Raw genomic sequence first — 26,508 nt, 5'->3', positions numbered from 1 at the left:
CCCGGCGCGGCTCCCCTGCCCGAAGGTTTGCTCGCGAAGAACGGGATGCTGAAGTCTTTCCTCGATCCGAACATGAATGCGGCGAATACTGACGATTGACAGACTGTAGCCACTAGACTACAGTTATGACGATGATCGAACTGCGCAAGACCCCTGAATTTGCCTGCTGGCTTGATGACTTGCGAGACCTCCGCGCGCGTGCCCGCATTCAGGTCCGTCTCCAGCGGCTCGCGGACGGCAATCCCGGCGACGTAAAGCCGGTCGGGGAAGGCGTTTCGGAGTTGCGCATCGACTAAGGCCCTGGATACCGCGTGTACTTCACGCAGCGGCGCGGCGTCTGGATTCTGCTGCTGTGCGGTGGCGACAAGCGCACACAGGATAGCGACATCGAACAGGCGCTCCGCATGGCTCGCGAATTGGAGGTTTGAGACATGGCAACCACTACTACGCGATACGACGTTGCCCAACATCTGCGCAACGAAGAGGAAATGCGTCTGTACATCGAAGCCGCATTCGAAGAAGCGGGTGACGATGCCACGTTCATCGCCAAGGCGCTTGGCGACGTAGCCCGCGCGCGTGGCATGACGCAGGTTGCCCGCGATGCGGGCCTTTCCCGCGAAAGCTTATACAAGACGTTATCCGGCGAGCGAAGCCCGGACTTCTCGACCATGCTCAAGGTGATACGCGCACTCGGCTTACGTCTGCATCCTGAGCCATTGTCCGCATGACGGATTGCGGTGGCGCAAGCGCCAGCGGCATCTTGCGCGCTTTCACGAAACTCAGATTCGCCGGGAACCCTGGTTGAGCGAGGCCTCGCGGGATCTCGCTCCACGTGGCACCCGCCCCCGGCGCAAAACCCCCGCGGGTTGTGATCGTGAGTGGGTGGCTACCTCCCTTCGGAAACGCAACGGCGTAAATTCGCTGCCCCGCCCCCACCTCGCGGCAGCGTCATTGGAAGCACGATCGGGGATTCTAGGCGGCGTCTTGCTCCACAACCTGGCCAGCGGACTCGAGAGTGCCGCCTCGCGATGGTCTTGGCTTCCCAGCCTTATCCGCGAGCCAGTCGTCGATATCGCTCTCGATCCAGGCAGTGCGGCCGCCACCGAGCGAAAACGGCCTCGGAAATTGCCCTTTGCTGATCATGCGATAGATCGTCGATTGTCCAAGGTTGACCTTTTCAGCGACTTGCTTGATTCCGATAGCCTTCATCGCCCACTCCATTCAAAATGCCCTGGCCGTACGCTTGCACTGATGTATAGCGGATGCTTTGGGCTGCCGTCACGGTTCAATCCAATGTGGCAAAGGTTGCCGCGCACGCCGGCATCAACAAGCACGTGCAAGACTTCCTCGGCGCGGCATGCGGCCGCCGGATGCTCGCCCCACGCGCAGATCACCATGATTGCGCGCGTTGTTTCCTCGATGATGGCTGCATCGGTCTCACCCCTTGGCCCGACCGGATCGGGGTGACTGAGCAACTCGATCGGGTCGGTCGCGGACAGCGCAAAGAGGTTCACGACCTGGAGCCGCCCGAACCACGCTTTCATCCCGCGAGCCAGGCATCGAGCAATCGTCGGATCGTTTGTCCGCTCATCTGCCGTCGAAGGGTTGAGCATCATAAACGCGAGCGTTGGACGAGACTCGTCCCACTGGCGGAAGGGGTGATACCGATACGTACGGCACACACTGAACTGCGCGCCACCAACCATCGCCAAATCGCTTGTCTCGGTCAGGCAGGGCATGCTGTGAATATTCCCGCGCCCCCCCGCGGCGTCTTCGCCTGTGCCCGGACGAGATGGCACGCCTACGACAGATGGCGGTCTTGGACCTATAGTTGGCGTTCCCATGGCATCCAACTCAATGAAGCGTGCCGGTCACGCGTGGCCAATCGAGGATCCAGTCCGATTGTTGCCACAGCGCATTACGGTAAAGGATGCGCAGATGTGCTCGGCGGACGAGCCGGCTCTCACTCGTCCAGGCCTGCACCTCCCAGGACAGGTATTGCTCACTCGCCCTGCCGATTGCGACCGCGGTCGAGACGGTGTCCGTGATGAGCGTCTGAAGCGTTTTGAGCTCACACGAGGTCGGATTCTCGATGAGTGTGTTGGCTTCCTGCATGATCGAACTCCCTTGCACAGCAGATGAGGAGGCACCGCTGCGCGCAAACGTATATGTCGTGTCCGGTTTCACGCGTGCCGGTAGTCAACTGTCTCACCCAACGACGGGGCAAAGATGGAAGACGGCCGGCACGACGGCGTCAGCGATCGAACTCGGTTGCACCGACCGATTCGTTAACGGGACCGTCCCGTTCAGTTCCTTCAACCGTGCCGCCAGACTCATTGACGCGGCGGGCACGGAACACCACCTGCTCGATGCGCACGAGGTTCAGCGCGATCGAATCGGCGTCGATATGCACGCCTGACTGCGGATCGTTCTCCCGTGTCACCCAGGGGTTCACGTAAAGATCGCCTTTGACGACGACGCTTGCACCGGTCTTGATGTGCTGCATCACGCGCTCCGTGTGCGGCTCATTCCAGATCGTCACGTCGACCGGAAACTTCTTGTCGTCCTTTTGCTCAAGCGTGCCGTCATCCAGCCGCCGGTATGTGGCCGACATCACGCGCAGTTCGACGATGCGCTTTGGCCCGTTCGGGGTGTTGACCTGTTTCATCGTTGGCGACGTCAGCACGTTGCCAACCAGTTCTGCGTAGATTCCCATCGCTTCACTCCATTCAAAAACGATTCCCACCGCCCAACTGAGCAGTCTTAACCCTGGAGTTTTCGCGCTTCATTGCTGCTTGCCGGGTTATACCCGACTGTTGTCTGTCGCTTCTCGCGATCGCCGTTGGCGTTTTCGAGTGCGGCAAGACTGTTCAGATGCTGAACAGCCTTTCGCTCCTATCGCGTTCATGGCGGTCGCTTCGGCCATCGCTGCCCTACTCGCAGCGCCGTGCCACCGCCATTGAGCTTGACGGTGCCGTGAGTAAGGTACATCTCGAGCTGGCTGGCTGCATACCGAAAGATCGCTTCCATCGCATTGAGCTCCTGCGCACGTATGTGACATGCCTCCACATACGCGTGAAGCGGCGCCGGAATCTGCCGAAAAGACTCGCGCACACGTTCGATGGGCACGATGTGCGCGTCGCCGCGCATGCGCCAGAACAGGCGCTCTCGTACTGCACCGCTGGCAAGACGCACCCGGCGTACTTGAAGCGTAGCCGGCAGCCGCGCTTCGGCAAGTTCGCAAGCAATCTTGTGCATCTCCGCCCGCGCTTGGTCGATGAGGTTGCGGTAGTGCTTGAGCAACCCGCGAAAGGCTGAGCGGCCGGTAAGTTGCCTCACCTCGAACGCAGAGGCTGGAACATTGCGTTTGATTGACGTCATCGCTCGTGCCTCGCCGTGCTCAATGCAACAGGCTCGTCAGGAGCTTGTCGTTCGAGAGCCCCAGATACTCTTCGGACTGGGATTGCACGGCCGTAGTGCGCGAGATGAGCGGTTTCAGGTGCAAGAGGAAAGTGCTCGGCGTATTGCCGCGATGGCCAGGCTCGTAGTCGATGAGACGCCAGACCAGCAGGCGCCGGATGGTCGTCGCAAGACCCCGCCAGCTGCGTGCAGATCTGCCGGTGCGAGGCGCATAGCACCTGCTCGTGCGCGCCACACGCGAGTAGATAGCAGGCGAAGAACGTTGCCTTCAAGTCGAGATCCAACTCGTAGAGCAGCTCCACAAACGGCCGCGGCGTCAGCGGTGGCAGGCCCTCGTCAGCCGGGTGTCTCACTGGCGCAGGCTTCGTTGCCGCAACCGGCCGCTCCGTCTTTCGCAGCAGTGCGGCCTCCATCGTGTTGAACGCGTTGATATACGCCACCTTCCAGGCCATCGCCTTACGCCCTGTAAAGCTCATCGCGATGAGCGCAAACCCGTCTCGCGTCATCCGGTAGGCGCGCACCTGCCGACTAGCTTCCTTGCCGGCGAGAACGCTGCGGATCATCGGCTCAAAATTGAGCCGATAAAAACCCTCCGGCGCCTCTTCAATGGCGCGGTCAATCGCGCGCAGTGCGTTCTTATGCTCCTTCCCGAAGTGCTCGGCCACGACGAGCGACGTAGTCGTGACACGCCCGTCCATGAGTGTGATGTGCGATTTGCAGGCCTCAGCCCCAACATCCATGATTCGCTCCTATCTGATGAAGACGATTCTGCTTCTGTGTAACCCGCCCGTTGCGCGGGCGCCCGTAATGCCCGCTTCGGCCAACCGGGCAAGATTGCATGAAAAACGCAGGCAGGTCCCTTCGTGCCCGCCACCGCTTACCTGAGCTGACATCACACACCGCCCCTTACCCTTAAAGCCTTTGCGACACCAACCAAGATGAAAGCCGGACAGTCGCCAAAACGCGAACGATTTGCCCCAGACACAACAGCCCTGCGCCACGGATTCGTCGCAGCCAACTCCCGCTCGTCGCAATCGGTTGCCGCAGTGCGCGAATCGCATAGAACGTTGCGCCAGGTCGAGGAAGCAGGCCTGAAAGCGGCAAACCCATGCACGTTGCGGCCACTGGTCAGTCCACCAATGGCAGCGACGCGTCCCCTGTCTCCGCCAAGGGCACGTTGTTCAACAGCTGCAGGTCCGCCGCCGACAGTTGGGGCAGTCGGCGCTTGCTGTGGCGCGGTTGCTTCTCACCCACGAGGATCTCCGGCGGTACCATCCCGAGCGACGTGCGCACGCCCTGAACGCGGCACTTGGCCTCGTCGCTGGCATTGGGCAAGAAGTCGGTGCGCGAGAGCCTGACGAGCTCGGGTCGGGTTAAGACGATCTGCCAGCGCACTGCGAAATGAAAGACGGAGAGGCACTGGTGCTTGAAGCGTCGGATTTCTTCGCGGCCAGCGATCGAGCCGATGAGGTCGCGCAACACGGCCGACTTGACCACACGCACGAGGAAATCGAATTCCACGAGCAGCAGCGCCACCATGTAGCCATAGGGCGACGCAAAGCCCAACGTCAGCTCGGCCGGCTCGCGCGACTGCAAAATCGCGTAGTCGAGGCCCTTAGCCTTCATGGCCTCGAGCTGCGCCAGGATCTCCCCCTGTTCGGTTTCGATCTTCCCGCGCAGCTCGGCGACGCGCTCGGTGGCCTCTATCAAGGCCCAGTCCGCATAAGGGTTGTCGTTTGCCGAAAGCGACCACAGCGCACGCAGGGCTGCCGCGACGCGCTTGCCACCGGCCATCGGGTGGCCAGCCTCGCCAGGTTTCACCGAGCGACCGAGAAAGAGCCGCATTGCGTCGCGCGTATGCAGACGCATGCGGTCGCCGCCGTCGCTCGAAAGTTGACCCATGCGCGGGAGCTTCGAGGCTTCAGCAAACGGCACGGCCGAGTCCGCCTCCTGGCGCAGGGCATAGAGCCCCCGCTCGCGTTCGAGCGTCTCGACACGCTCCAGGTACCGCTGGTAGCGCGTAAAGAGCGGATGCGTGGGATCGGGGTCGTCCACGGCGATGAGGTCAGCCAGCAGCGCGCGCTCGGCATCGAGATCGGCGATGTTGGGCAGGGCGTCGAGACGGCTCTCGCGCGTAACATGCGCGGGCGCAGCCGTTTCGTCATGCTCATCACGACGACTATGGGATTTCAGGCGAGGCAAAGTAGCCATCAGGGCCTCCAGGTCCATGAGAAGGCCGGTTCATCGTCGATGCGGCCTTCGGGATGTCGACAGGCATGGATGGTCGGGGTGAGCCCTGCGAACGCGCTGAAAGTCGTGTGTCTTTTTTGGGTTGCCAACGACGGCGCAAGCCGTCGAGCAGTCCGGCCAGTGCCACGCGCGCCGTCTCCGGCGACGAGGCCTCGGTTTCTATGGGCGAAGTGCCCATGGCGCCGGGTGTGCTGCGAGATGCGCCTACCCTTCCAGGCGCGGCTACATTTGCCCGAGTTGTCGCCCCGAGTCGCTGCGCGAAGCTCGCCTCCTGCTCCCGCAGCGCCGCTTGCCGTGCGGCCGCCAGTTGCCGGTGCGCGCGCTCCCGGTGCGCCTTGGCAGCGACAAATTGGCCGGATAGGTATCGCGTAGCCAGTCTGCCGACGTAGGCGACGGGAAAGCGGACCGCTTGCTCGCGGTGGCTGGCTGCCATTTCATCGATAAGGACTTGCCGGTCTGCCGCGGGAATCGGCGCGAGATAGCGCTCGATGCCGGCGCGCTCAGGCGGCGAGATGAATGATGGCCAGACGAGCGCGATGTCGCGGGCAGCGGCCATCTCCCGATTGGACCCGGCGCCATGATCCGAAGCGTCCACCCCTTTCCTGGCGCGCGTAGCGGCCGGCCGGATTTCGTTGGGCACGGCGATCGGTGCGATGTTCGCCGGCGCCTCCCTTTGCGCGAGTTGCACTTGAGGCGCCACACCGCACTTCTCGCAGCAGCGGCTGCGCGGGACCGGCTGCGGCGATGGCATTTGCCCGTTCGGCACGGTGCGGGTTCGGGTCAACCGCTGCACCGCCTGCTCGCGCACGCCATGCGCTTGCCCTCGGCATCGTTGCCGCGACTTCACACCCACCACCACCGACGCGCAATCGCGCGGCTTGCCACTCGCATCCACGCTTCTCGCCTGCCGCACCGGCTGGCAGACGGAATTGGACGAAATGAACGTTGGCGGCAGGCAGGCTGTAGTCGTTGATGTAGTCGTACTTGTAGTCGTATACATAATGGAACTGTACGAAAGTCCCCGCCAAGCGTGCACGAAACCCGCCGACAGCCATGGATGTTTCCCGCCGACTTTCGAGAGCCGCGACCATGAACGTTTATCGCCGACTGTGAGCGCGCACGTCCCTACGTCCGTTTGGCCAGTTGGCGACTTTTGTACAGCGTCGGAAGGTGCACCCGCAGGCCGCGGTTGCGCTTGGGATGCAATCGATCGGTGGGCCTCGGGCCGATGCGCTGTTGTTGCCCGCGACGTCGCATCACTCGCTGGCGCCGGCGCGCGAAAGCTCGAACTGCTCGCGGCAACCGGGCGAACCCGGCGAACTTTGTCGCGGGCGCCATCCTGTTCCTTGCGGACCGCTTCATGCAGATGCCGGTCGATGGCGGGTTCGAGCAGCGTGAGCAATCGGAGTGGATCGACCTGGCTACGCAAGCGTTTGACGCCCTCGCGTAGCGGCACCTCACGTATGAGGCCCAGTGTGCGTAGTCGCGCTTTGGCGTTTTCAAGTTGTCGACGGTGCAAGGCGAGATCGCGTGCCCACTCCTGCGAGGTCACGGTAAACCAATCCCAGTCATCGGCGTCGAGCGTGCTGCGCTGCAACTGGATCATGCGCGATAGCAACAAGGCGGCGTTCACGCTGCCTGTTACTTCCACCAACACCCGGTAGAACGCCATGGTTGCCCCGATCGTGCCCTGGGTGTTGCGCTCTTGCGCTCTCAAGAATTCAAGCGTGAGCTGAAGCGGCTCGCGCACCGCCTCCCGTTTGTCGAGCTCGGCCGACAAGACGTCCGCTTTCAAACGGAAATGCATGCGAGCGGGACGTCCGCCGCGATGTTCCTCGAGGAGGTTCAGGCGCATGAGCCGCCGCCGCGCGTTCTCCTGCTCCTCACGCGAGAGCCCCACCTCCACGCCCCACGCTTCGCGCGTCTTGTGGATCCAGCCTTGCGCGTCCTCGACATCGCGCCCGTGACGCGTCCAGTAGACGAGTTGGGAGAGCATGAGTGCCGCCTTCGGGTGCCCAGTGAGTTGCGCGAAGCGAAGCGCGAAGGCGATCGGCCGACACTTCTTCAATAAGAAGTACGCTCGATCGAATGCTTCGCGATATGCGCGGCTCATTGGTGCTGTCCTTTGTGAGCGTCCCGGCGAGATCAGTGACTGCCCTTGCCCCAACCTATCCCCAGGGGCGTTTCATTCATCTCCGCCTCATGCCGGTCACCCGTTTGACCCATGGCGTAGGATTCATCCAGCCACGCGCGAATTGCACGCCCGACCTCCCGGCTTCGCCCTTGCTCGCACGCGCTCACCCATTGCTCGAGCGTGGTGCGATCACGCGCCTCATCTGTCGTCGTACACGCCGCACGTTGACAGGCTTGGGCAAACCGCTCGAGCGCAGAGCACGAGCCGGTCACGCTGTGATACCGCTCACGGCCAATGCATGCATCGAGCATGACGGCCATCCCCGCTTCGCGCGCGAGATCGAGCACGCGATCCTTGCCAGCCGCGCGTCGCGCCTTCGATGCCGCAGGGTTTCCTGGCCCCGCCCCCGATCGATCAATGGCATTCATGTGTGACACTCCGTCCCTCGCCTGTCTTTCCTGGTAGCGCCTCGCCGCACTCCGTTAGCTTCTCGATGACATTGATCGCGCGCCGCTCTCCGATTCGGCGCGCGCCTTCGTCGACTCTGAGCGCGGCAAAGAGTGTGGCGAGCGTATAGCGCCCGCCACACCGCTCGTGCAATTCCACGTAGCGCTCGCGCTCGTCAGCCACTGTCTTCTGCAACTCACCCCACAGGTCGAATACCTGTGCCAGCTGCACATCGGTGAGCGCAATAGGCTTGGTCGGGGGCACAACGTTGAGCTCCCGGCGCAGCCGCTCGACGCGCGTGCGCGAGACATGCCGAAAGAGCGCCTGAATCATCGCGGCGCTCGCATACGCGCCGACGAAATACTGCAAGAGCGCGTCCTCCCACCACTGGCGCTCGATGCATTCGCAGGCATGCGCCAGCGCATTCAGATCGAGCTTCAGTCGGATGGCGTTGACGGCGACGAGCCGCGAGATCACGTTCTCGACACGCTCGTCCGCAAGCACCACGCGCACGGCCTCGGGCAATGGGAACGCATTGCCGGCTACCCGCCCTTCGCCCGAGATCGATCGCACGTCGCCTGTCTTGGCCCGCTCAATCAATTCGCGAAGCACGGTTCGCTGAAGCTCGATGCCGCACAACGAAGTCAGATGCGCATCCATCTCATCCCTCCAATTCTTGCAACTGATGCTTAATGACCTGCTCTTCGACACCCTGCCTGCGCCAGAACTCGACGTCGAAACGGCTGCGGTTCCGTTCGCGAAATGCGCGCGCAGCACTGAGCAGATCGAGAAACGCCCCGCCCCACTCGTCGTCAGCGTCGAGAACAGCCCGAAGCAGAGAATTGAATCGATCGCCCGACAGCGGCTTGTCGGCCCACGTATGAGAGGCTCGCGCCCATGAGCCCTTTGGCTCGAGCAGGTTCGACAGCGAGCTTTCACGCAGCACAGCCAAGCCCGCCGGCGTCCTCTGTAGCGACAAGTTCGCGAGCCACCACCAGCCTTGATAGCGGCGTCGCGCGCTCAGGTCCTCCGCGGATTGGCCGTTGAGCGCAGTTTCGTCGGCAGACAAGTCGGGCGGCTCGACCCTGAATCCGTAAGGCAACATCAACGCCTCGCGCAGACACGGCTCAAGCCCGCAAATACGGGCAAAGAGCGTGAGCGCCGCCCAGAGAGACTCATCGGCACATCGTTCGACGGCGGAATCAGAGGCCTGGCTACTTCCCCCAAGAGCGGGTCCGTCGGGGCCGCCTGCATACTGACGGGTGCGAACACCGGCCGGATAGCTGGCGCACCCACGCTCAACAGCCAGTGCTGCCGGAGCGCTCGGCGCGCCCTCGAGCGGTTCGCGACTGGAGTCATCGCTTTGAGTCTTGCCCGCGACAACTGAGGCGGCAGTGGTCGTCGGCTCGTCACTTGACTCGCCACCCTTCCGCCCCGCATCGCCGGCGACAACTCTTGCACGTGGGGCTGGCAGGTCGGCCGCCGGGGCTGGCTCATTCGCGGCCGCCGGAGTCAGGAGGCTCGGCTGCTTCGGCGGTGTCACCGTCGCGCGCAATTGCACCGAGGTCACATCGGGCGCCTTCTCCAGGATGCCGAGCATAGTGGTCAGCGCCGATCGATTGACCATCAGTTCATCGGCGCACCGCTCATGAAACCCTTCAACGCATCGTTCAACATCGAGCGCCCCGGTTCGTTCGAAGGCCGCGCGCGCCAGGTCGAGCTCCGGCTCGATGAGACGCTGCTGCACCCATACGTCGCCGTGACCAAACTTGGCCGCGAGGCGCATCAGCGCGCCCACACGCGGTTGAATGCGCGAGGCCACATCGCGACCGCTCAAGAGCGGTGCCGCAGGGCCGAGCGTGCTCAACCGCTCGTGCGCAAATTTGAAGGTCGCGAGTAACACGTGGCCAATCTGTGTGCCCTCGTCGGCCAACATCTTCGAGAACTCGCGTAGCGACAGTGCCCTGCCGGCTTCGCTCTCGAAAACTGCCTTCAGCTCGAGGTAGCCGCGCGACTTGTCCCAGAAGCACAGGTCGGCGCGCTGGTCGTTTTCGCGCAGGTGGGCCGCGAGCAAAGCAGCTTCGCCCGGATAGTCGATCACGAGGAAGTCGCGATACAGATACGCGACGTCCTTCGTCTCGTCGTAGAGCGATTGGGCCGCCAAAAGCCGCGTATTGCCGCCTTTCGCCACGACGTAGCGACCCTCGTTCGGGCGCTTCGTCACCGTGATGATTTGCTCGATGCCATTGGCGCGAATCGAGTCCTTGAGCTCGAGGATGCCCTCGTGCGTCGCCCGCCGCGGATTGCGCTCATAAGGCTTGACCTCCGTCACCTTCAGGCGGATCGTGGAGGCCAGCCCGGCGCCGACTGAGCTCCCACTGCCGAGCGGCGCCCGAACATCGAGTCGCGCGGATGCGCGCTCGAGTTGCTTTTGCGCCAGCTGCCGGACCTCGGCGGCCGTCATCTTGGTACGTGTCGAGGCTGTCATGGCGCTCCCCCGTCTTCGCTCGTGCCCGCCCCATCGTCATGACTGTCGGCACACACATCGTCCACGTAGATCTCGGTGAGCGTCGGAAAGAGCTCCCAGACGAGCCGGTGCATGACATGCCAGGCAGAATTGCTTACCGACAGACGTCGGTCGTAGCGATGCACGGGCAACTGCGCCGTGGCCGCTGCCGCATACGCCGCCGCCGATGGCACGACGGTATCGAGCACCCTCACCTTCTTGAAGCCCGCGAACTTTTGCCGAATCACCGTCGTGAGCGTGCGCGCGTTGTTATTGCGCTCCTGGGCATTGATGAGCGCATAGAGATCGCCCGACTGAAACGTCTCGCCGAAGTCGGCCAGGCGATTGAGGTCATCGAGCATCGCGAGCGTGCCGCTCGAGAACTCGCCGGCCGAAAGCGTGTCGGGCTTGATTGGCGAAATCATGTAGTCGGCGGCCATCGCCGCCGTCTTCTGCAGCTCGCCCACCGCGCCTTGCGTGTCGATTATGACGACGTTGTAGTGCTGCAAGGCGGGGCTGGCCATCGCACGCCGCATGATCATCAGGCGGTCTTCGCGGTCCTTCAGCCACGTCTGCAAGGACCCGTCGGGCGTGTCCGAATAGATAAGGTCGAGGTTGGACAGCGCTGTTCGGCTGATGCAATCGGGTTGGACGTTGCCGCCGCGCATGACGATGGCGCGCAGGCCGCACGGCGCTTGCTCGAGGAGCGGGTAGAACTTCGAGAGGCTCGGTTGGATATCGGCATCCAGCGCGAGCACCCGCATCCCGTAGTCGGCAAGGATGCCGGCGAGATTGGCCGCCAGGGTGGTCTTGCCGACGCCGCCCTTAGTGGATACGAACGAAATAACGGTAGGCATGCGCGTCTCCATGGCCGGTTGCTCCGGACGGCATACTCGCCGCCCGGAGAAAAACCGGCATGCGGTCCGTGAGGTGAGCCTCAGTCGCCTACCAGACGGACTGCAGAAGAAAACGCGCTTTTCGTATAATGGGGTTAGCCATGGGGGGTGCCTCCAAGGTTGCACTCATGGTTAGGCTGGTATCGGTGTTGCACCACCGGTATCAGCCGCTTCTCTTCTCGCAACATCACTGCCGCGCGAGAACCCAATCCCCGATTTCGACGAAGAACGCACGGGCGTTCGGACAGTTTTCCTGCGCGAACGCAATTGCGTCATGCAACTGCCGCCATCCCTTCGTCTCACCGCGCGTTGTGTCGATGTCGTAGACGCGGTGCTTGCCACCAATGTGGACTTCCATCTTCCAAAAGCCGCTCTCCGTTTTTCTTACCCACACGTCGTAGTCGTTCCTGTGCGTTTCGGCAACTAAAGCCAGCTCGCGCTTCGTGAGCCCCATCGATCCCCCAACGGGCAACAAAATAAGCCTTTTTGCCACAAGGCCGGGGAACGCGCTACAGATCGGACCAATCATTCCTCATATTACGAATTTGATCGTCAAAACGCAAATTTGCGATTCGACGGCATGCTTCGCGGTCACGCGCCATAGGTCCTCCCTTCGCGGGCGGTCCCGGCACACGTCGCCGGACGATCCAACGCTCAAATTGTCGAGCGACGACTAGGGCGGTTTGGCGAACGCAAGCGCGTAGCGCGCTCTCGTTTGGAGCCGCCGACTTCCCACCGAAGAACATCGAGCAATCGAACCATCGAGCCATTCCGCCTCCGTCATGTCGCTGCTTGATTAGCCGCGGCCTTGCGCGCGCAGACGCGGAAGAATGGCGCAGTAATGGCCGAGAAGCGCGCAAGATCTCGCGTCACAATTCACGCACTAGCTCAGGCAGGAAGGAGAAGCGAACGACCGCTCAGCACGACCTTGAGACGGCGCGCCGAATGCCCGCGCCGCTGCAGCCCGCGAAGGGCAACAGCGACCATCGACGCATTGCATGCGGTCATTTGCAGCATGAGCCCGCGAACGCTGTCAACTACGCGCGCTCGATGGCTTTGAGAAATGACGACCCTCGGAAACCCGATGTCGCCGACGATATCAGTGGGAAATTGGCATTCCCCACTCAGCTCAAAATGAACCCCGGAGTCCAAAGGACCTGCGGCTTCCAGACATCGGACGGAGACTGGCCGCATGAGTACCGCTGACATCGCCAGAGCGCTATCGACACTCCGAGCATGCTGTCATGCCTGCATAGGATAGGCGGATCGTCCGGGAAATCAAGTGCCATTCACCATCGATTAGCGCGATGCATATTGAAAATAACTCATGCAAGCCATGTGTCGATTAGCATAGTCCGGCTAACCACGAATTCCGCAGGCACTCATAAATGCCTATCGCCACGCGACGCCCCTAACCTTCCATCACAATCCTCCTTTGGCCTCTTATCCGTTTGCTCTGCATGGTCTTCGTAAGGACCATGCAACTGGCCTCACGCTTCCCCTCGCCGAGCAACGACCACGATACGCTTTCGCAGACCGCCGAACCTCTCTACTCATTTCGTCACTTCGCACCAGAAGACACTAGACCCGCGTGCTTCAGCGGCCGAACTGCCACTTTTGCTTTCGCAAGCTCTGCACGAATTTGGCTGGCGAAGCTAACCGCATGCAATCCGTCTCCGTGCAAACACAGCGTCTGAGGCCTGATGCTGACCCAGCTGCCGTCCACTGCCCTGACACGCCCATCGCGCACCATACTGATGGCCTGCTCGCACGCTACCGCCTCGCTTTCGAGCAATGCATTCGGCTGCGAGCGCGGCACAAGTTTCCCTTCCGGCGTATATGCGCGGTCAGCAAAAGCCTCCTCGATCGCATCCAGTCCTTCGTCACGCGCGATCCGCACGAGTTGTCCACCCGCCAGACCGACGATCGCCAGTTTGTGATTCATGTCGCGCACAGCGTGCACGATCGCGCAGGCAAGTGCAGTATCCTCCTCGGCCTGGTTGTACAGAGCGCCGTGCGGCTTCACATGCGTAACACTGCCACCCAGCCCTGCCACGACGGCAGCCAATGCGCCGACCTGATATTGCACATCGGCATACACCTCATCCGGCGAAAGGTCCATTGCCCTCCGGCCAAAATTCTCGCGATCCGGATAACTCGGATGCGCGCCAATTGCGACGCCCTTGTGTATCGCCTCAGTCGTGACACGGCGCATGGTCAGCGGATCGCCAGCATGCCATCCGCACGCGACGTTGGCCGATGTGGCGTAATCCAGCAGTTCGCTGTCATTCCCGAAGCCTTCGCCGAGGTCAACGTTCAAATCAATTGTCTTTTCGGGCATGAACTGTTGCCTCCTTTCCCAGTCCACAACGGCTGCGAATGCGGACCATGCTGTCACCGATAAGCACGCTGTCAAAGTCACACTGACGGTCCCCGATGCGCACGTGCAGGGACCAGACAGGCGCGCCAATGTGCCTCCACGGCAACAAGACATCGGCACGCTCCGCGGGGGACATATGAGCAGTACCTAAAACAAGCAGCAGAGCGTAGACGGTAACAACCGCGATGATGGCTACGGCCTGGCGGGCGCCCGCTGCTATCCGCGAGTGCCGTGACTGGCATCGAGCATGTTGAGTGGACATCTGTCTTGCGCCACAGGCGCCCCTTGATTCAGAAACGCTTTCATGATCCCGGCCTCCTCGGGCGGCGCTCGCGACAGCCATTTCTCCACGCGGGCTTCACCGGCCTTGCGAAGTCGCACGCTCAGCCCGGCATCGATCGACGTGTTGACGACCACGCCCGCCTGCTGCATCTGCGCGTAATTCGCTCGAATTCGTGCTGGCAGTGAAGTCCATTGCTCCCGTTCGGCATCCGCGGCAGCTTCATCCAGCTGGCTCCTGTGCTTTTTGGGCAGCGCCTCATAGCGCGACTGACTCACCACCACGAATGACACTGGAAATGCATAGTGAATGGCATTGAAATTCGACAGATCCGCCTGAAGAGATCTGCCCACTGCCCCATCGCCGGACGAAAGGACCGCATCAAGCCCACCGATGTGCAGGAGCGGCTCGACATCTCGAACAGGCAGCACGACTGCATGGGCGCCGAGCGCCCTGAGCACTTCGGCCGACGCTGCGTCATAGGTTCGTATCCGCAGGGTGGCGATGTCGGCAACCGTCATCACGGGCTGCCGGGACCAGAGCCCCGTAGGTGGCCATGGCGAAATGAACAGCAAGTGAAGACCGGCGCGCGATAACGCGCGCCGGTACGCTGGTTCTGCCAGGCATGCCAGTCGCCGGGCTTCATCAACCGAATGGACTTCGAATGGCAGCGTTGGCAATTCGAAAATCGGATCGAGATGCGTCAGTGATCCAGAATACACGCCCGCCACTTGCACGCTACCATCCTGCACGGCCTCGACCAGATCGGCTTCCACGCCACTGAACCCGAATTCAGTCGCGCCTTTAAGAGCGCCGCCGGTCCGCCTTGACAACGCTGCTGCGAACGAGGCAACCGCTCTGCCTGACACCGTATCGGCCGGATAAGCCGATGCCATCGTCCAAGTCTGTCCTGCGCGCACGCCATGAACGTCCTGAGCGCTGACCAGCGCAAGCGCCAGCACAGTGCGCGCGATAAGCTGTCCGAATTTGGTGTGCATCATGGTCAAGTAAACCGCGACTGGGTCGTGATCGCGCCCAGCGTGAAGCTCCGCCAGGTTCCAGTGTCGAGGTAACTTTAGTGAAGAAAGCGATGTCAAAACCAAACGGGTTTTGACATTCCCAAGGAGGACTTATTTTTCTATAATTACGCGTTGCGCCGCCGAAACTAGCGCTTTCTCATTGAATCAGCCCTCTGGCCGTCGCAGCGTCAACAGCGCGCGCGATATGCGAAACGCCCAGCTTTTGGTTGATTTTACGGAAAATGACGTAGGCGGTTCTCTCCGAGATTCCAAGATTTTCCGCCACATTGCATGCGGTCCGCCCAGCTCTCAGAAGGCGCAACACAGTCAGCTCACGTTGGTCGAGATCGAGCAGGCTGGCCTCTTCCTCACGCTGTGTGGCGATGCCCCAGTCGAGGATTTCGTCCGCCAACGCCCGCAAAAGCACGCGATGTTGCCAAAGCGTAGGCTCACCCGTCGACTGCTGCAGTTCATTGCCGACCTGCAGGAGTCCGATCAGTGCACCTGAAGGCGGATGCGCCGGGCAGACGAGCATGCTGCGAAAACCATACCGGTCCGCGAGTTCGTTGGCCCACTGATGATCCCCGACCGCATCGATTTCGCTGGCAAGCGCTGGGCCGCCGTTCCTACGCGCATAGTCGACGAAAGGATCGTTACGGTACCACTGATGCCTGATATATGCGTGCACCCATCCGGGCTGACATCCTACAAGGCAGCGTTGTCCGGTAATGGCGCCGGCCCTTTGGTCGACGTGCAACCAACGATATGTATAGCATCGTCCTCCGAGTTGGGTCAGTATGCGGCTCGCGATCGTCATCAATTCTGCCTCGTTGGCGCACGTGCGTAAGCGACCGATCTGCTCGAGCGGATCGATGTTGGCTGTCAGGGTCTTCCGCCGTGCCGATTCAGAGCTCAGTTGCTCACGGTGTATGCGATCAATCGATTGATATTGCACACGCAGATGGTCGCCGTACGGATCGGCGGTCATGAAATCGCGCAACACGTCGCCATCAACGATGGGTAGGATCTGTGTGAAAGTAACCCCATCGCTTCGTACAAGGCGTCGCTCCAGCAAGCAGGGAACATTCGGATGCTGCGATAAACGCAGCACGACCCGCTCTCTCAAGATGCGCACGTCTGCCTCGAACAGGATCTCGCCGCGGGGATTCGCGAAGCGACCGACGTCTACATTCTGCACGACCGCGTCCTACGCCGCCCTGCCGACCCGAATGGTAGTCGGCGCCACAGGACGACCAAAATAGAACCCCTGAACTTCGATATCTCCGAAACGGCGCAGCCAGTTGACCTGCTGCTCGCCCTCGACGCCCTCAATGACCAGAGTGAGACCGAGGTCACGCGCGAGCGAAATCACATTCTCGACCATGGCGAGCGCGGCGCGATCGTCAGGTATTCCACGCGTAAAACTGCGATCGATCTTTACACCATCCACCGTCAGGCTGGTCAGCTGGGAAAGTGACGAATACCCAGTTCCGAAATCGTCCAGCACAACCCGGACGCCAAGCAACCGTAGCGTCTTTAAACTGCGTTCAACGGCGGCAGAACCGTCGAGAAGCGTGGTCTCGGTGATTTCGAGTTTTAGTCGCCGCGGATCGATCCCGTGTTGGTCCAGACATCGGCGCACCACGGTAACCAAGTCGCCATGGATAAGTTGCACAGCAGATACGTTCACCGACAGATACAACGGCCCCGGTTCGCTTTCCAGCCACTCGCTGAACTGGGCGCAGGCCGCCTCGAGGATCAGTTCACCGATCGGCACGATGAATCCTGTGCGTTCAGCAAAGGGAACGAAATCGACCGGCGGGATGACGCCTTTCTCGGGATGTCGCCACCGTACGAGCGCTTCGAGGCCTTGCGTCTCCCCCGTCGTCAGTGAAACGATCGGCTGATATTCGAGGAAGAATTCGTTGTTCTGGATAGCGTATTGCAGTTCTTGCTGACGTTCAATGTCGCGCATCGCGCGGGTCGACAGGTCGGGCGCATATACCCGATACCGACTTAAGTTCGCCGGTTTGCCCTCCTCCTTCGCTGCATACATCGCCAGATCGGCCCGCCTCAGGAGGTCGTATTCCGCCTCAGTGTCTGCGTCATAGACGGCAATCCCAATGCTCGCGCGCATAACATAGCTGTTGCCACGCAAACCAAAAGCAATTTCGAACGCATCAATGATGGAACTGGCCAAGCTTTGTGCTGCGGCGAGAGCTCTAGCCCCCTTGATGACAAGCACGAATTCGTCACCCCCGACCCGCGCGAGGAAAGACTCGGCACCCGCAACCCTCGCAAGGCGCCGCGCTACATTCTGAAGCAGCTCGTCGCCGGTCTGATGGCCGAGGGCATCGTTAATCCGCTTGAAGTTGTCGAGGTCGACGAAGACCAACGCCAACTGGCCGAACGGTTTTTCACGTTCGATGCATTGACGCAGGCTTTCAGTCAGCAAATAGCGGTTTGGCAAGCCGGTCAGAGCGTCGGTCTCAGCAAGGTGTTGCATCTTCGCCCTTGCCGCTGCCAGTCGCGCCATTGTTACCGTGATGAACGCTGCCGCCGTCAGCAGCACGACAGTAAGCCCCCCTGCCAGCAGGAGATACAGATTACGGGCATGCCAGTAACCTGCCAAAGCATCGTCTTCTGACATGCCAACCAGCACCGCTACCGGGTAACGAGCGGAATGCCGGTAAGTAACGAAGCGCCGCATACGATCGATAGGGTCGGCGAATACGCCACCTTTGACATCCAGCATGTCGCGATACTCGGGCGCAGGCGCTTCGACTGGCGAAGCGAGCTCGCCGGCGGCGAGGCGCGAGAGCAGATTGCCGCTATCGGACAGGACCGCAAGCATGCCGCCCACACCCAGTGCATCAAGGTTATAGAAGCCCGTGGTAAGAAAGGTGGGGTCTTCCGACACAACAACTACGCCCGCAAAGGAGCCGTCAGGGTTGTTCAAACGGCGGGTGAACTGCAATGACCAGTGATGGGATATACGGCCCAGGACCGGCAGGCTGATATAGAGACCAAGGTTTGCATTCGTCTTGTGCGCGATAAAGTGTGGGCGGTCACTCAGATCGACCGGCTGCGCGTCGGGGGTCGTCGTCTGCAAAACCTCGCCGCTTGGCCCGACGATCGTGACCTGCAGCGCGGTATCGGCCGAAACCAAGGCCTTGTCCTTCAGTGTGTCGATATTGAACGTGGACGGCGAACGTTCGTACTCGTACTTGACCCAACCCACAATCACGTCGGCATCGTGCACCGTTTTGTCAATGTGGGCAGCAAACGAAGAAGCGACTTGCGAAGTGGCGCTCGCCACCGCCGTGCGAGCTTCCCTCCCCTCTGTCTGGATACGGGTGAGCGCAGCGAGCCAGATTCCCAGCACGAGTAAAAGGGTGCCAGTCGGGATCCAGGCAATGCACGTTGCGGGCGGCTGCAATCGAAAGCAGCATCGGCGGATCTTGAACCGCCCTGGGCTCTTTCTGGATTTCTCGACCACCATGAGGGCACCTCCTCGCACGTTGCCGCGCCACCAATTGGTCTGAGGGATACCTGAATGACACTACAAAGGTTTTCCTAAATATTCCGTTACAGTGTGTTACACGCAGCGATGTTGCCTCCGGACCCGATAAAGCGCTTTGCCCCGACAAATTGCTCGGCGGCTCCTGAGGCGGCAGCTGACGTCTGCTCTATGCCTTGCCGCGCTGTCGCGCAAGAAAAAACACTTCACTGGCTCAAACGACGTTTCGCGCTTTCTGCTTGTCCGTTCATCACTAGTTGCCGCCCCGGCGCCCTCTTCTCGTGTCTTTCGCGCCGCATAGTAGTCCGCGGCTTCGCGCATCATCCGTTGCTTTTTCGCCTGCACGTAAATCGTCGTGGTTTGCAGCGAGCGGTGCCCGAGGATCTTTTGAATGACGTGCAGCGGCACCTGGGCGTCCGCCGCCTGCGTGCCGAAGGAGTGGCGCAACGGTCGGACGCAAGCCCGTCTTCGGCGAAAGGCCGCCAGCGTGGGCTCGAGCGTGGCGCGCGCGGGCCCACGAAGGGCTGCGACGGTGCCTTCAAGAAATCCCTGAAGGCTTCGCAGTCGGTCGAGCAAGTCGCTCATCGCTTTGCGCCGCTCACAGATGCATCAAAGCAGGAAGCGCTTGAGCTATAAGCGCTTAACGCCTTCGGTTGATCGCGGCACCGATGCAGGTACGCACGGATCGCCTCGAGGTCGTGGTGTGCTGCGATGTAGGGAAACGCTGGCGCCCGATTGGCGCCAGCCCGCTGGGCCATGTGCGAGATACTCGCAGACCACCGTCGCCACGGCGTCTTGCGTGCCGATCCAATGCGTCCCAACCGCGATTTCTGCCGCCCTGGCGCCTCCGCTACAATCCTAAGTGGCATCAATGAGCACGCGCCTCTAAAGTTATCGTGGCCGCTTTTCGGGGGACGGGACTGCCGCCGACATCCCGCATGGCGTGCGCAAAGGTCCCACGACCCTCGGCTCGGAGTAACCAACTCGCTCCGAGGCTTGGGTTCCATTTCCCGTCAAGCTACATTCGGCGTTACTCGCAGTTTCCGGCGCCGCAAAGCACACCGTTTGCGACGTTGGCAAAGGAGATCGGATGTCGTTACGGGCGAGGCGTGAACGCACGCATGCGCATCAGCGGATCGCCGACTACCAGTGGGCCGGGAGCATAGCGGCCGCGCTTGCCGTCGCCTTCGCGCTCGCGAGCGTCTCTGGCGTTCTGCCGGCCGACGTCCGCTGGGGCGCGCCGCTCGCGAGCGCCTGGTTCAATGCATTCGTCATCGCAAACGGCGCGCGTCTTGCGCTTTCCCACCGCGTTACGCGGCCGACGCGCAAGCGCAACTGGCGCCTTCTCGCCAGGGCGCTGTGGCGAGCCGTACGTCACCAGCGCGGCGTGGTGGCGCTCTTCGTCGTTGTTCGTTCGATTCCTTGGCAGCCGTGGGGCGCATGTGCCTCCGCGTGCGCTTCCGTGGCGATCGCTGCGGCGTCCTGGCAGCTCTTCAGCCCCGTCGCGTTGGTTCGCGCGGCGATATCGCCTGCGCCCGCCATCGCCGCAGGCGCATTCCTGCTCGTTCACGCGTTTGTCGTGTTTGTTGCCGAGCGCGTTTTTCAGGAGCAAGCGCAACGATCGCCGATGGCGGCATCGCTCGCGCGCATGCTGCGTGTGGTGCTTTTGACTTCGCTTGCCGCCGCCGCGGCGAGCGCATGGCTTGCGTACCGGCACACCGCGCTCGATTGGCCGCTCCATGCGGCGGCGGTGTTCAACGCGGCGATCGCCATCGAGCTGGCGGTGCGCGCCGCCTTGCTCTGGTTCTTGCCGAAGGCCTCGCGCACGGACTCGCTCCGTGTGCCGGCGAGTGCGCTGGCCGGCATGCTGCGCTGGCGCCCGTCGCCGTTCGCCGCGCTTGCCGCCGGACTGCGCAACCAGTACGGCGTCGATTTCCGACAAAACTGGGTGCTGCGGAGCTTCGTGCGCCTGATGCCGGCGACGCTCGTCGGCATCGGCACGTGCGCGTGGCTGCTCACTTCGATCGTTATCCTCGGGCCTGATCAGCGCGCGGTCTATGAGCGATTTGGGGCGCCCGTCGCCGTCTGGCGGCCTGGCCCGCACGCCGGGCTGCCCTGGCCGTTCGGTGCGGCGCGACTCGTCGACAACGGCGCGGTCCATCAGGTCATCGTTTCGGGAAGTGCCGACGACAGCAGCATTGCCGCGCCTTTCGCGCGTGCCGACGACCGTACGCCCGAGCAACTGAATCGGCTCTGGGACGTCGCCCATCCGTGGGAGACGTCTCAGGTCATCGCGGGCGCGAGCGGTGGGCAGCAGAACTTTCAGATCGTCAGTGCGGACGTCAGGCTCGACTATCGAGTCGGGGCCTCGGACGCCGACGCGCGCGCCGCGCTTTATCGCGCCATAGACGTCGAAGCCACGGTGCGCTCGATTGCCAATCGCGAGGTCGTGCGATACCTCGCTTCGCACACGCTCGAGTCGTTGCTCGAAGCGAGTCAGACCGCCATGGCGGCGAGCGTGCGCGCGGCCGTGCAGCAGCAGCTCGACAGGCTCGGCGCTGGTGTTGAAGTCGTGGCTGTCGTCATCGAAAGCATTCATCCACCCGCCGGCGCGGCCGCCGCCTACCATGGCGTTCAAGGCGCGCAAGTGAGGGCGCAGGCAAGCGTGGCATTCGCGCGCGCCTATGCCGCCAGCGCGCTCGGCGATGCGCAGGAACAGGCGCTGCAAGACGTCGCGCGCGCGGGGGCCGAGGCGGCAAATACGCTCTCGCGCGCTCGCGTGCAGCAAGTCGATTTCGAGGCCGACCTCGACGCGTCGAGGCTCGGCGGTCCCGCGTTTCTCTTCGAGTATTACCTGCAGAAGCTTCAGAAAGGGCTACAAAATGCGCATCTCACGGTTATCGACGACAGGCTCGCCAAAGGCGATCGCGCCACGATCGATCTGCGCGCCTATCCGTTCGGCGATTTGGCCGGCACCCAACGCAACGAATGAGCTTGAACGACCTACGCGAGCGACGCGGATCGCCGGGCAGCCGGCAACCGGAAGCGAGGTGAGACTGTGAGCTTCTGGCACAACCATTCCCATTCGCACGGTCACGCCCAGGGGCACGACCATCATGCTCATGGGCACGACGCGCATGAGCATCGGGGTGCGCCGTCGGGCGGCAACCGCTTCCGTGTGCAAGTGGCCATCGCATTGCTATGCGTCGTCATCGCTGCGGCCGTCGCGAGCCTCATTCAGGTACGCGCGGGTGAAGCCACCGTCGTGACGCGCTTTGGCCAGCCCGTTCGCGTGCTGCTCGAACCTGGTCTCGCATGGCGGATGCCTGCGCCGATCGAGGCCACCACGCCCGTCGATCTGCGCCTGCATACGACCTCGAGCGGCCTGCAGGATGTCGGCACGCGTGACGGCTTGAGAATCATCGTTCAGGCCTACGTGGCGTGGCGCGTCGCGGCCGATCCCGACGACGTCGGCCACTTCGTGCGCGCGGTGCGCAACGAGCCCGACGAAGCAGCGCGCCAGATCCGGTCGCTCGTCGGCTCCGCGTTGCAGACGACCTCTGCCGGCTTTGAGCTTGCCTCGCTCGTGAACACCGATCCGGGAAAGGTGCGGATCGCCGATTTCGAGGACGCATTGCGCCGCCAGATCGATGCGCAACTGCATGCGGCTTACGGGGTCCATGTCGTTCAAGTTGGACTCGAGCGTTTGACGCTACCCGCGGTGACGCTTGCTGCGACTGTCGAGCGCATGAGCGCCGAGCGCGAAACGGTCGCAGCGCAGCGCATGGCGGACGGCAAGCGCGAAGCCGCGCAAATTCGTTCGGACGCGGACCGTGAAGCCCGGATCGCCGTCGCTGACGCGACGGTCGAGGCGGCGAACATCGAGGCGGCTTCGCGCAAGGACGCGGCGGCGATCTACGGCAAGACCTACGCCGGGAATCCGCAGCTATACACGATGCTGCGTTCGCTCGACACGCTCGACTCGGTCATCAATGCGAACACCAACTTGGTGTTGCGCGCTGACGCCGCGCCGTTCAGTGTGCTCGTGCGCGGGCCAATGGGCGCCGCGCTGCCGCAGGGGCCCGCCAGCGCGGGGCCCCCTACGACAAAGCGGGGCGGGCATAAGCCATGAGCTCCGATGTCGATATGACGCGGCTCGGCCCCGGCGCGCAGGCAGTACGCCTGTCGTTCCGGTTCGTTGTTGCGCTCGCTGCGCTAGCAGCGCTCGCGTGGATCACGTCGAACGTGCGCCGCATCCCCGCCGATAGCCGTGCTGTCGTCACGCGTTTCGGCGAGTTTGTGCGGACACAGGATGCCGGGCTCGTGATCGCGTGGCCGCGCCCGTTCGAGAACGTCGTGCTTGTGCCGGGCCGGGCGAGCGTGCTCGCGCTGCCGATTCAGTCGCTCGAGCGCGACCCGCGGGCGCGCGCTGCCGACCCGGCGACCAGCGCCGATGCGTTGCCCGATACCCGGATGAGCACGGCGGATGCGACAGGGGGGGATTCGCCGGGGGACGATGCTCCGTCCGATGCGAATGCGACGACCGGCAACGCTGCGCCGGCCGACGACGGCTCGTTGCCCGATGCGTTGGCTGGCTCCGGCTATTTGCTCACGGGCGACAACGGTGTCGTGCAGTTGAGCGCGACGTTGTATTACCGCGTCGCCAATCCGTACGCCTACATGCTGCAGAAGGACCGGCTCAACGCGGCGCTTGAGCGGGTCGTTTCGGCTTCGGCCGTGGAGGTCGTGGCGGGTCGCGATCTCGACGCGATCCTTGTCGCGCGCCCTGAAGCGCTGCGCTCGGATCCAACAATGGCGCTCGAGCGAGAGCGATTGCGCGACGACCTTGCACAGGCGATCGAGCAGCATTTGCGTGCGCTCGAGGCTGAGCATGCGGGACTCGGCGTGGATGTATCGCGCGTCGATGTGCAAGCTGCGTTTCCGGCAGCGGCGGCGGGTGCGTTCAACTCTGTGCTGACGTCTTTGCAACAGGCCGAGCGCGCTATCGCCGAAGCTCGGACCGCGGCCGAGCGCAGAAGGCAGGAGGCGCAGCAGCGCGCTGACCGGATCGTCGAGGATGCGCGGGCGCGCGCGGCCGAGCGTGTCGCGACGGCACAAGCCAGCACGGCCGTCATCCAGCAGCTCGAGGTCTCGCTGCAAGGCCACGGCGACCCGGGGCTGACCGCGCGCGCCTATCGCGATCGCGTCGAGCGGATTTTCGCGAAAGCGGCTCACGTGACGACGATCGATCCGCGTGACGCGTCACATCTGATCTTGCCGGGGAATGTTCGATGAGCACGGAGGCCGAGCCGATCGTGGAGCGGGTGGCCGAGCAAGCGGCACCACCGGAAAAGGTCCCGTCGATCGCGCTCTCGGCAACCGAGCGTCGTGCCGTGACGCGGCGGATCGCGCTTGCACTGATCGCGGGCGGACTGCTTGCGTTGTCTTTTGCGTGGGAATACATGGGCGGCATGCAAGAGCCGCTTTCGCCGGTGCTCGCGGGATTGGCCTCGCTGATCGTCGCTGGCCCCGTCTTGGCGAGCGCCTGGCAGAGTCTGCAGCGCCCGAGTCTGCACGGCGTCACCGATCGCTTGATTGCCTTGGCGATGCTTGCCGCGTGGGCCACGGGCGATATGAGAACGGCGGCGCTGCTGCCGATCGTGATGACGTTCGGCCATGCGCTCGAAGAGCGCAGCGTGCTTGGCTCCCAAGAGGCGATCCGGGCACTGGCCCGACTGACGTCGGGCAAAGTACGCCGGGTGAGTGCCGCCGGCCTCGTCGAAGAAGCGCCATACGAGTCACTGAGCGCGGGCGATGTCATCGAAGTCGTTCCGGGCGCGCGCATACCGGCGGACGGCGTCGTGCGGCATGGAATGTCGAGCGTCGACAACGGACCGATTACGGGTGAATCGGTGCCGCTCGACGTGAGCGAAGGAAGCACCGTGTTCGGCGGAGGGATGAACCTCGACGGGCCACTGCGCATCGAGGTCACGCACGCGGGAAAGCAATCGACGCTCGGCAAGATAATTGAGCTCATGCAACGCGCCGAGCGGGCGAAGCCGCCGATCACGCAGGTTCTTGAACGGTACATGGGCGGCTATTTGGCCCTCGTGCTAGTGATCGCGGCGATCGTCTGGTTCACGTCTTCGAACGCGATGGCGATGTTGGCCATCATCGTTGCCGCGTGCCCGTGCGCGCTCGTGCTCGCGGCGCCGGCAACGGCCATCGCCGGCATTGCCGTGGGCGCACGGCACGGCATTTTATTCAGGAGTGCTGCGTTTCTCGACAAGCTTGCGGAGATCGATTCTCTTGTTATCGACAAGACCGGTACGCTGACTTACGGCGAGCTACGCGTTGCCGATGTGTTCCTGCAGCCGGGCGTTGCTTCGGCGGCAGTAGTTGCCCTCGCCGCGCAGCTTGGCGAAAGCAGCGCGCATCCCGTGAGCCGCGCGCTCGTGCGCTATGCGGCGGATGCCGAGCCATCCGGCCTCGATCTCGAGCCGTTTGAGCGCACCCGTGAATTGCGCGGACTCGGGGTCCTTGCCGAAACGCCCGAAGGCGTCGCCGTGCTTGGCCGTCAGGCACTGCTCGAGCAGCACGTGGCGGGCTTGCCGCCGCCTCCCGGCGATACGGACGGGCCTTGCGTGGGTCTTGCCCTGAACGGAAAGCTGCTCGCGTGGTTCGCGTTCGCCGATGCCCTGCGCGCCGAAGCGCGCGACGCGCTCGCCGATCTACGCGCGCTGGGGCTGGCGCGGCAAGCGCTCCTGACGGGAGATCGCGCGCCGGTGGCGAAGCGCCGCGCGGCCGACGTCGGAATCGAGACGGTGGTATCGCAGGCGTTGCCGCACGACAAGCTGGACTTCGTCACGCGGGAGATGAAAGCGGGCCATCGTCCGCTCGTGGTCGGCGACGGCCTCAACGACCTGCTCGCCATCAAGGCGGGCGCGACGAGCATCGCGATGGGCGAGCGCGGCATCGACATCGCGGCTGCTTCCGCCGACGTCGTGCTGCTTAGCGATGACCTGCGGCGCATCGCGACGTGCATTCGGTTAGGCAGAAGGTGCCGACGGACCGCGACGATCAATGCGGCGATCGGCTTGGCGTGGACGGTCGGCGTCATCGCACTCGCGGCGGCAGGGGCCCTGAGCGCGGTCTGGGTGGCAATATTGCATAACGTCGGCACGTTCGTCGTGATTGCCAACGCCGGCAGGTTGCTGCGAATCGACGAAATCGGTTGATTTCCGTGAACATGGAAGTCGACGAGCTCTTCGATGCTGCGCTCGTCGGCTTCTATCGCCGCGAAACGGTCACGATTCCAGCGCTGCCTGACGCGGGCCAATGGGACGCCTGTGACTGCAGGCGATGCTGCCAAACCTCCTGCAGCCGCACGCGGCCGAGCGTGATCTGAGTCCTCGATAAGTAACGGCGCGTCGACCATCCCCTCCTTCCTCGAGGCGGCGACAGTCGCACTGCTGTGCTTCGTGATGGGAATACAGAACGCGATGATCACGAAGATCTCAAAGGCGGAAGTAAGCACCCGGTGAAGGCATCCTGGGCCCAAGGTGCGGGCAATCAAGCCGCAGCAGGCGCCCAACGATGCGGTAGAAGCGCGGCGATGTCGTCGGCTCGATGGGTGGGCAATCGATTGAGCACGTC

General features: G+C 62.8%; 23 protein-coding genes and 2 pseudogenes. 7 read left to right on the top strand and 18 right to left on the bottom strand.

The annotated features are described in order from the left end of the window. Nucleotides 1–131: 131 nt before the first annotated feature. Both C9I57_RS30425 and C9I57_RS30420 read left to right on the top strand, forming a co-directional pair. A pseudogene (locus C9I57_RS30425) lies at nt 132–428 on the top strand (type II toxin-antitoxin system RelE/ParE family toxin). A gap of 3 nt (nt 429–431) precedes the next feature. Beyond that, nucleotides 432–728 carry an addiction module antidote protein gene (locus C9I57_RS30420; RefSeq protein ID WP_107154237.1) on the top strand — a complete coding sequence of 99 codons (297 nt, stop codon included), beginning with the start codon at nt 432–434 and terminating at the stop codon, nt 726–728. Nucleotides 729–972: 244 nt separating this feature from the next. Here C9I57_RS30420 and C9I57_RS30415 read toward each other — a convergent pair whose 3' ends face one another. The 18 genes from C9I57_RS30415 to C9I57_RS30330 form a co-directional block, all read right to left on the bottom strand. Next, on the bottom strand, nt 973–1,209 hold the full coding sequence (locus tag C9I57_RS30415) for a helix-turn-helix transcriptional regulator (protein WP_107154236.1): 237 nt from the start codon (nt 1,207–1,209) through the stop codon (nt 973–975). Continuing rightward, the gene (locus C9I57_RS30410) at nt 1,206–1,739 is read right to left on the bottom strand and encodes a DUF1643 domain-containing protein (RefSeq protein ID WP_258187908.1); all 534 of its coding nucleotides are present in this window, start codon (nt 1,737–1,739) and stop codon (nt 1,206–1,208) included. The genes C9I57_RS30415 and C9I57_RS30410 overlap by 4 nt, the downstream gene beginning before the upstream one ends. A 115-nt stretch (nt 1,740–1,854) precedes the next feature. After that, complete coding sequence (locus tag C9I57_RS30405; RefSeq protein WP_107154234.1) at nt 1,855–2,115, bottom strand: hypothetical protein; 261 nt, start codon at nt 2,113–2,115, stop codon at nt 1,855–1,857. A 139-nt stretch (nt 2,116–2,254) separates the two neighbouring features. Further along, entirely contained in the window at nt 2,255–2,716 is a 462-nt protein-coding gene (locus C9I57_RS30400) for a single-stranded DNA-binding protein (protein WP_107154233.1), read from the bottom strand. Nucleotides 2,717–2,904: 188 nt separating this feature from the next. Continuing rightward, entirely contained in the window at nt 2,905–3,381 is a 477-nt protein-coding gene (locus tag C9I57_RS30395; protein WP_107154232.1) for a hypothetical protein, read from the bottom strand. After that, a complete protein-coding gene (locus C9I57_RS30390; RefSeq protein ID WP_107154231.1) occupies nt 3,378–4,160 on the bottom strand; it encodes a Rha family transcriptional regulator in 783 nt (260 codons plus the stop codon). Before C9I57_RS30390 ends, C9I57_RS30395 begins: the two co-directional genes overlap by 4 nt. A 388-nt stretch (nt 4,161–4,548) precedes the next feature. Beyond that, a complete protein-coding gene (locus C9I57_RS30385; RefSeq protein WP_258187907.1) occupies nt 4,549–5,631 on the bottom strand; it encodes a PFL_4669 family integrating conjugative element protein in 1,083 nt (360 codons plus the stop codon). Then, nucleotides 5,600–7,783 carry a hypothetical protein gene (locus C9I57_RS30380; RefSeq protein ID WP_107154230.1) on the bottom strand — a complete coding sequence of 728 codons (2,184 nt, stop codon included), beginning with the start codon at nt 7,781–7,783 and terminating at the stop codon, nt 5,600–5,602. The genes C9I57_RS30385 and C9I57_RS30380 overlap by 32 nt, the downstream gene beginning before the upstream one ends. 32 nt (nt 7,784–7,815) lie before the next feature. Further along, nucleotides 7,816–8,232, bottom strand: coding sequence for a hypothetical protein (locus C9I57_RS30375; RefSeq protein WP_146166297.1), 417 nt, complete (start codon nt 8,230–8,232; stop codon nt 7,816–7,818). Continuing rightward, nucleotides 8,219–8,911: a hypothetical protein gene (locus C9I57_RS30370; protein WP_107154228.1), complete on the bottom strand. Its 693-nt coding sequence runs from the start codon at nt 8,909–8,911 to the stop codon at nt 8,219–8,221. Before C9I57_RS30370 ends, C9I57_RS30375 begins: the two co-directional genes overlap by 14 nt. Before the next feature lies 1 nt (nt 8,912). Next, complete coding sequence (locus tag C9I57_RS30365) at nt 8,913–10,739, bottom strand: ParB N-terminal domain-containing protein (protein WP_107154227.1); 1,827 nt, start codon at nt 10,737–10,739, stop codon at nt 8,913–8,915. Then, a complete protein-coding gene (locus tag C9I57_RS30360) occupies nt 10,736–11,614 on the bottom strand; it encodes a ParA family protein (protein WP_181322013.1) in 879 nt (292 codons plus the stop codon). The genes C9I57_RS30365 and C9I57_RS30360 overlap by 4 nt, the downstream gene beginning before the upstream one ends. 226 nt (nt 11,615–11,840) lie before the next feature. After that, nucleotides 11,841–12,107, bottom strand: a complete 267-nt coding sequence (locus C9I57_RS30355) for a hypothetical protein (RefSeq protein ID WP_107154225.1) — start codon at nt 12,105–12,107, stop codon at nt 11,841–11,843. A gap of 1,107 nt (nt 12,108–13,214) precedes the next feature. Then, on the bottom strand, nt 13,215–13,994 hold the full coding sequence (gene pxpA / locus C9I57_RS30350; RefSeq protein ID WP_107154224.1) for a 5-oxoprolinase subunit PxpA: 780 nt from the start codon (nt 13,992–13,994) through the stop codon (nt 13,215–13,217). 255 nt (nt 13,995–14,249) lie between these two features. Then, complete coding sequence (dctP, locus tag C9I57_RS30345) at nt 14,250–15,314, bottom strand: TRAP transporter substrate-binding protein DctP (RefSeq protein WP_107154223.1); 1,065 nt, start codon at nt 15,312–15,314, stop codon at nt 14,250–14,252. 175 nt (nt 15,315–15,489) lie between these two features. Beyond that, nucleotides 15,490–16,530 carry a helix-turn-helix transcriptional regulator gene (locus C9I57_RS33515; RefSeq protein WP_258187905.1) on the bottom strand — a complete coding sequence of 347 codons (1,041 nt, stop codon included), beginning with the start codon at nt 16,528–16,530 and terminating at the stop codon, nt 15,490–15,492. 9 nt (nt 16,531–16,539) lie between these two features. Next, entirely contained in the window at nt 16,540–18,834 is a 2,295-nt protein-coding gene (locus C9I57_RS30335) for a bifunctional diguanylate cyclase/phosphodiesterase (RefSeq protein ID WP_107154222.1), read from the bottom strand. Between the two features lie 96 nt (nt 18,835–18,930). Continuing rightward, nucleotides 18,931–19,437: a tyrosine-type recombinase/integrase gene (locus tag C9I57_RS30330; RefSeq protein ID WP_107154221.1), complete on the bottom strand. Its 507-nt coding sequence runs from the start codon at nt 19,435–19,437 to the stop codon at nt 18,931–18,933. Between the two features lie 505 nt (nt 19,438–19,942). Between C9I57_RS30330 and C9I57_RS30320 the strand changes: the two genes are divergently transcribed. From C9I57_RS30320 to C9I57_RS33510, 5 genes and pseudogenes are all read left to right on the top strand, one after another. Further along, nucleotides 19,943–21,844, top strand: coding sequence for an SPFH domain-containing protein (locus tag C9I57_RS30320; RefSeq protein ID WP_107154220.1), 1,902 nt, complete (start codon nt 19,943–19,945; stop codon nt 21,842–21,844). Between the two features lie 66 nt (nt 21,845–21,910). Continuing rightward, nucleotides 21,911–22,984, top strand: a complete 1,074-nt coding sequence (gene hflC, locus C9I57_RS30315) for a protease modulator HflC (protein ID WP_107154219.1) — start codon at nt 21,911–21,913, stop codon at nt 22,982–22,984. Beyond that, on the top strand, nt 22,981–24,147 hold the full coding sequence (locus C9I57_RS30310) for an SPFH domain-containing protein (RefSeq protein ID WP_107154218.1): 1,167 nt from the start codon (nt 22,981–22,983) through the stop codon (nt 24,145–24,147). Before hflC ends, C9I57_RS30310 begins: the two co-directional genes overlap by 4 nt. Then, entirely contained in the window at nt 24,144–26,090 is a 1,947-nt protein-coding gene (locus C9I57_RS30305) for a heavy metal translocating P-type ATPase (protein WP_107154217.1), read from the top strand. The genes C9I57_RS30310 and C9I57_RS30305 overlap by 4 nt, the downstream gene beginning before the upstream one ends. A 219-nt stretch (nt 26,091–26,309) precedes the next feature. Further along, nucleotides 26,310–26,390: pseudogene (locus C9I57_RS33510) on the top strand (DUF1275 domain-containing protein); the annotation flags it as partial. Nucleotides 26,391–26,508: the final 118 nt, after the last annotated feature.

The sequence above is a fragment of the Trinickia symbiotica genome, from assembly GCF_003028655.1.
Taxonomy (GTDB): domain Bacteria; phylum Pseudomonadota; class Gammaproteobacteria; order Burkholderiales; family Burkholderiaceae; genus Trinickia; species Trinickia symbiotica_A.
Note: the sequence above shows the minus strand (reverse complement) of the source record. Positions and strands in the feature narration are given on the sequence as shown.